Origin of the sequence: Rhizobium ecuadorense (assembly GCF_001187535.1) — a bacterium.
GTDB classification, from domain to species: domain Bacteria; phylum Pseudomonadota; class Alphaproteobacteria; order Rhizobiales; family Rhizobiaceae; genus Rhizobium; species Rhizobium ecuadorense.
In genome coordinates this window covers 1-210 of the sequence record NZ_LFIO01001265.1, presented here as the reverse complement: position 1 = coordinate 210, position 210 = coordinate 1, and the positions used below count along the sequence as shown (strand labels likewise).

The 210-nt window shown below is 61.4% G+C and carries 1 protein-coding gene; it reads right to left on the bottom strand.

Going from position 1 to position 210, the window contains the following annotated elements:
• Nucleotides 1-210 (bottom strand): VOC family protein (locus AF337_RS26055; protein WP_483150634.1); only part of this gene is annotated, 210 nt, incomplete at both ends.

The window sequence follows — 210 nt, the reverse complement described above, 5'->3', positions numbered from 1 at the left end:
GCCGATATGTGTCTTGATAATCCACTATGTCGCCTACGAGCTGCGCGCCGCGCTTGCGGAGCCTTTCAAGCGTCTCATTGATGTCGTCTACGGTGAACATGACGCGGAGGTAGCCTAGAGCGTTCACCGGGGCATTGCGGTGATCCTCGACGACAGGCGGGGTGAGGAAGCGGGAGAGCTCGAGCCGGCTGTGGCCATCAGGCGTGCGCA